The organism is Enterococcus sp. LJL90 (assembly GCF_056924355.1).
Window position 1 is genome coordinate 101733 of the sequence record NZ_JBXPBQ010000010.1, and the last position, 6416, is coordinate 108148.

Genomic DNA, 6416 nt, shown 5'->3' on the forward strand with positions numbered 1-6416 from the left:
GAAAACAATTTTTTTCTGACGAGTTTTTTCTTAAATATGATAAGATAAACACAACATTTTAAAAAAAGAGGGTTGGAAATGGAATTAGTCAATAAATTTTTTGCTGCACTTGGCAGAATTCATCCGCTTGTACCGGGGGTTTTGTTAGCTGTCTGCGTTGCTGGTGTCAGCCGCTTATTAGCTTTGGTGATTCCAAATTTAGGCGGCGCAACAATCGCTATTTTATTAGGAATTTTGTTGGGCAATACATTCTTTAAACAAGAGAGCCTGCAGGTGGGGACCAAATTTTCTGAAAGCAAGCTCTTAGAAATCTCAGTTGTTTTATTAGGGGCAACCGTCACCTTTCAAACGATTACACAGATTGGTTGGCAAGGTGTCCTATTTATCGTTTTACAGATGACCATCACTATTTTTGCTGTTTTAATGATTGGTAGCCGCCTACATTTTCCACTGGTGACCCGCTTATTAATGGCGGGGGGCAATGCGGTCTGCGGTTCATCGGCGATTGCCTCAATTGCTCCGGTGATTGGCGCAAAAGAAGAACAAAAAGGCCAGATTATCACTTTAGTAAATCTGATGGGAACTGTTATGATGCTGACGCTGCCATTTATTGGCAGTGCTCTTTTTGGTGGCAATCTACTGGCTAAAAGTGCTCTAATCGGTGGCACCCTGCAATCGGTGGGCCAAGTTGTCGCCGGTGCCAGCATGTTAGGCGCCGATGTCGTACAGTACGCAACTTTATTTAAAATTATGCGGATTATGCTTTTAGTCGTCGTCGTCTATGCCTTTAAAAAAATTGCCCAAAATAATCAAAAATATCATGGCCTGCAAGCAAAAACCAAAGAAAAAAGCAGCTTCAAGCTGCCTCTTCCTTGGTACGTTTTGGGTTTTTTACTGTTTTGTATTCTAAATAGCCTAATTGAATTACCAGCAATTATTGACACAAGTGCTCATTTTATCAGCGGCTGGTTTGAAATAATTGCTTTAGCGGCGATTGGCCTGCGTTTAGATTTCCACAAATTTATCAAAGAAGGCCCTCGCTTTTTAATTTACGGTCTTTCAGTGGGTGGCCTCCAAACTATTTTGGCTTTAATTTTGATTTTCGCCTTAGGGATTTAACCCAAAAAGGAAAAATCCTTTAAAGAGGGCACCCTGAGTTTGTCAATCTTTCGCTGTAATTCCGATAAATTTTTATAAGACGGAATATCCTCGACAATAAATAAATCGTCAAAGGGTACATCCTCCATTGAAAAATTCGCCACGTATAAATCCGCCTCTGGTCGAGGATAATCCTTCAAGTAATAAATCGAGGCGGGTTGGATGATGATTTCCACCTTTTCCTGATAGACGGATTTTAAATAATTGCCTAAAGATTCCGCATGGTACATGCCTAAATCACTAAACACAGCCACTTTGGCGGGTTTCCGCAGGCTGTCAATCTGCAATGAAAAATCCTTCCAACAAGAAGAAATCATCACTAGCATGTGGTCAAAATACATGCTGTACCAAGGCATTTTCGTTTTCTTTTCTAAGTCCTTTAAAACTTTTTCCAACACTTCTTTAAAGAGGGGCGCGTAACTTTGCAAGACATTACTAGCAAACCAGTTGCGATCGTAAAAAATATAACGGGGATACGGGTAAACTTTATGGCGCATATAACTCTTGATAAAGCTGTCTTGAATTTTTTGCCGACTCTCGGGATCAATTGATAACCCCAAAGCTTCAACAATTGTATCAATGAACTCATAACCTAGTTTATGTAAGCGCCGTTCCTCTTCAGGATTGTCCCACGCAAATTCCCACCAAAAAATGGTTAAAATAAAATCTTCCTTCCAGCCCTTCGGCATCTTATAACCCAGTGGCCGAATAATCCGTTCAATATCCCCCCGGTATTTTTCCATGGAATTAATTAACTCCCGATGCTTGTCGGTTAGATTGGGATCAGTTAAAAGCAGGTGCCCCTGTTCACTACGAACCAGAGAAACCCCGATGGCAAAGGCCAAATCAACACGATCAACATCTTCGTGATTCCAATGAAAATCGTGGTTCAATTTTTCAACAAATTCATTGACGGCCTCTTGATCAAAGGCAAAGGGCCAATCATGAATTCCATATATTTCCCAGAAAAAACGTTTAAAAAAGATTTGAATCTGACGCTCGTTACTGCCTTCAACGGCATAAGGTGTGCGATTCAACCGCATTCCTCGAGCACTCAAATCTGCTTCTAAACGATGTGTCAACCGATACAAAGAAGACTGACTTAAGTAAAATTTACTGCCCCAGTAGTCACGATTTTCCGTCGGGTCAAAAAAAACTGCCTCCAATAATTTAAAGGCACTCGACTCCTTTAGCATTGTCCGATAAATGTCATGAATGGAGTAGTGGGTGGACTGCCACAAACGCACGCCGAATTTTTCTTGATAGTCAATTGTAATTCTGTCGGGCCAACGTTCTGCTAAATAATCCAAGTCCCGCATAATCGTCTTCCTGGATGCCTCCATCTGTTTCATCAACTGTTCGATTGTCACCCAACCATTTGAATTGTGTAACATGTGCAATACATAAAAACGCCGTCTCATGCCGGTGGATAAAATTGTTTCCATAACAACACCTCCTCAAAATAGCAAAGTCTCATTCTCAATTTTAAAAGCGCTCTCTTTCATTTATTATATCACGATTCGTCAAAAAGTGTCCTTCATGTCATTTGTATAATTCTCACTTTTATTTTTTTTATTTATAAATAATGAAAAATCTTTTTCTATTTTAAGTAAAATTTTTCCCTTCATTTACGACCTTGGAGGAATTTTTGACAAAAAAGCCGCTAATCTTTGACAGTTGTCAAAAAATTAGCGGCTATTTCTTTGATACCAGAGGCTTGTAGCTTGGTCCCTCAACCATTTCATGGGATATAATTCCTCCGTTACTTAGTTTTTAGAAATTTTTGTCTCAGCGACTTCAATCGATAACACAGGCGGGAATTTCTCTATTACCTCGAAATTCCCAAAAAACCATCAGACTAAAGCGCAAAGTCACTTTAACGCTTGTTAAAAAATCTAGTATTGCTGTCATTGCACTCAACTCCTCTTTAAACAATCGAGGAAGGCTAACCGGACTTTTTTAATAGCCTCGTCTTTTTTGGATACCTCGATAGGTCATTAAGACAATCAAACCTGTTGCAGAAATTGCTGAACCAACTGAAATAATTTTTTTCATGGGAAACATCCTTTCTATTTTTCAAAATTATGCTTGCGCATAAAAGTGGATGGCAGGATTTGAACCTACGGCACAGATGAGTACCAACACCGATTCATCCACGAATTGTTTAACTGATTCTATCTTAAGCCTCAAACCTAAAATCAAAATTAAAAATACTTGAAGACTTTTCGAAGAATTGCAAAGTTTTTCTGAAGGTTCCTATAAAAAGTTTAAGAAGCTAAACTTTTTCTCTTTACAAACAGAACGTTTGTTCGTATTATAAAGATAAGCAATAACAGCATTTGGTCGTTAGCGCTCAAAGGAGGGGTTTTCTATGGAAAGTTATCATGGTGTTGTGACAAAGATTCGCATAATCAAGCAACTCAAGGATCGACCGCTTTTATGGTTTGGCCTGACTTTAGCCAATCAAAGTCAATTGAACTGTTTAATTGCCAGTCATAGCTTAAACTTTTTTGCAGACGTCACAGAAGGCATGGAGCTATCCGTTTACGGCAGCTTCAATCAACGAAAACAATTTGTCGTTAAAAAATACGCTGTCCACGGAAAAACCAGCATCATGCTGGAATTTGAAAATTTAACTCGTCAGCGCTCTTAAATTTTATTTGTGGATAATTCTTATGAAACCCATTCCATTTGTTTCACAACTTTAAACTTAGCGGCAAGTCCCCCTGACAATTCGCCTACCGACCAGTTTATTTTTGTGAAACAATTTTTGTGTAGAGTTTTGACCGCAACAAAAAAATCATCTGAGACTGAATGTGACAGCAAACCTTTTGACCGGTTGCCAATCATTTCCTTCTCAGATGATTCTTTTTTTGAACTTTATTTATCAAAACTCTTTTTTCTCGCTGATGCCAGCTGCAGGAATCGAACCTGTGACCTACGCGTTACGAGATAGCTAAATAGCACAAAACAGGATTAAGATTATTGAATTTAAAGCATTCTAAGATTGCTATTTTATCAACTTTAGTTAACTTCAACTAGTTTCTGCCCCATTTTCTGCCCCAAAAAAAGTCTTGTTATGTGTTATTTAAAATAAGTATGGTCATTTTATCCCTATTCACCCACCCCGCCACTTTTGGTAGAAAGGTGACAAAAATACTATTTCTGTTTTTTACAACTATCGCACAATTTCAGCTTGATTTTCACAACCGAAGTTTAGTACAACAGTCTTTCTACCGTTCATCAACTTTTATACAATTTTCTTCCATAAACATCAACTGAGTTTGTTTGACCAACATTAAAAAAACTCGCTTTTTTTGCAAATAGGAATACAAAGCTGCTATCTTATTTAACCAAAATGCCACTTCTGGTAAAATAGCTGTGAGGTGAACTCTATGGACAAGCACACGGGATTGTTGACGAAGATTAGATTAATCAAAGAGGAACCGCTTCTGGTGCGTTTTACGCTAGATACTGGCGAGGAGTCGATTAATTGTATTGTCAGTAGAGAAATACTGGCTAAGTTGGTTCTCATGCTTCCGGATGACAAGTACAACGTTACTGTTAGAGGGCACATGAATACTCGTAGCCAATTAGTTATACGCTGGTTAGCTGTGGATAATGTGGATAAGTTTACAAGGGAGTTGGGACTGTAAAAATATTAATTTAAATTAATATTTTATTGAAGTGATATTTTTGGTATGATTTATACAAGCCCGGTGAAAAACGGGTGGCTGTTTCTTTCTTTTGTCACCTAGCGGAAACTGGGTGGCTCTTTTTACGCAAAAAAAGACCCTCCAGCTGTCCATCAACAACAAGAGGGTCAAGAGCAGAATTTGCTCAATGGATTATCTTTACTTTACCATAATATTGTTACAATTCAAGTTTTTTGATATACTTTTCTCAGAGTTTGTACATTTAGTCGTCTAGCGGAAACTAGGCGGCTATTTTTGTACAAAAAAGTAATCCCGTAACTGAGGTGGTCAATTACGGGATAATGAAGAAAACTTTTTAGTTTGTGCAGCTTGGGACTTAACTTAGTATATCATCCATATATTTTAATGTTGTAAAATTTATGTAAAAAATTCTACTCTCAAGAAGTATATATCTGCTTTTGTTCATGCTATAATTTTGTTGTGGCTAGCTTTTTTCGAAAATAATATGATGAGTTTTTGGTACAATTAGCCACACTGCATTTGGCGGAAACCTAGTGCAGACCACACAACAGGGGCAGTCTTAATTGGCTGCCTTTTTTTGTCTTTAATATTTGTCTATCAAACGTCCGCATATTTATAATAAAAAAAGACCCTCCAACCGTGAGCAAACGGAAAGAGGGGCCGAGCAAAATGCTAAATGGATGTATGAGTTATACCACGTATTATTCACATTACAAGTAATATGCTATGACAATGCGACCAAATATGTTTTATATTACCTCGAAACAGAAATTTGGAAGTATTCTTTTATAATGATATAATCTACTAGTGGCTATTACATTTCTCCTAAGTAATGTTTGATTCATAGCCACACTGCACAGGGCGGGAAACTTGTGCACTTCTTTTGACAGGGCAGCCGGTTTCGGCTGTCTTTTTTGTTTCGGAAAAATAAAAAACCGTATTTTAAATACGGTTTAAGGACTTTTATATTTTATAAAGTATCTTTTTCTTTAAATATATTTGTATTTAGCGTTGGGAGCAAAATCGCACTCTCAGAGTCTAAGCTCGACACAACTGATAAAACACTTCTAAGCAGGACTCGAACCTGCGACCGGACGGTTATGAGCCGTCTGCTCTACCAACTGAGCTAAAGGTACGTGAATTGATTATAACACAAGAAAGCCGCCACTCACTTAAGAGTAGCGGCTTGATTGTTGAATCCTTTTCTAAAATTAGGTTATCCCAAAATGCCAGCAACTGGCTTTTGACCAGAAATCTGCTCAAGCCGTGTATACCAAGGTAAATTGCCGTCAAAGAAATATTCAGGCATATCTTTTCCGTTGTTGTCTTTATAGATTCTTTTCAAAATTACAATTTCATCTCCGTGCGCTAAATATTTTGCATTAGTACCATCAAAATAGTACCCGTTTCTTCCGTTTGCTGTTGGTCTCCAATAAATACATTGCATAGTTGTTTCCCTCCCTTTATTTTCATCGTTATTATTTTCTGCATTTTTCAATCTGTAGTAATAAGTTGGTGGGCCACCTAGCCAACCCGAACTTGCCGCAGTTTCTGCAATTCCATTTACAGAGCCCGCTGTAC

The 6416-nt window shown here is 38.1% G+C and carries 3 protein-coding genes and 1 pseudogene; 2 read left to right on the top strand and 2 right to left on the bottom strand.

What is annotated here, in order from left to right; translation table 11 throughout:
* Positions 1–78 precede the first annotated feature (78 nt).
* Positions 79–1119: a YeiH family protein gene (locus AC1Z3S_RS17505; protein WP_461741424.1), complete on the top strand. Its 1041-nt coding sequence runs from the start codon at positions 79–81 to the stop codon at positions 1117–1119.
* Here AC1Z3S_RS17505 and AC1Z3S_RS17510 read toward each other — a convergent pair.
* The gene (locus tag AC1Z3S_RS17510; protein ID WP_461741425.1) at positions 1116–2603 is read right to left on the bottom strand and encodes an AcpB/EbpR/MafR family transcriptional regulator; all 1488 of its coding nucleotides are present in this window, start codon (positions 2601–2603) and stop codon (positions 1116–1118) included. The genes AC1Z3S_RS17505 and AC1Z3S_RS17510 overlap by 4 nt on opposite strands.
* 926 nt (positions 2604–3529) lie before the next feature.
* On the opposite strand from AC1Z3S_RS17510, the gene AC1Z3S_RS17515 reads away from it, so the two are divergent.
* Complete coding sequence (locus AC1Z3S_RS17515; RefSeq protein ID WP_461741426.1) at positions 3530–3811, top strand: hypothetical protein; 282 nt, start codon at positions 3530–3532, stop codon at positions 3809–3811.
* A 2240-nt stretch (positions 3812–6051) separates the two neighbouring features.
* Here AC1Z3S_RS17515 and AC1Z3S_RS17520 read toward each other — a convergent pair.
* Positions 6052–6416 (bottom strand): annotated as a pseudogene (locus AC1Z3S_RS17520) (peptidoglycan amidohydrolase family protein); the annotation flags it as partial.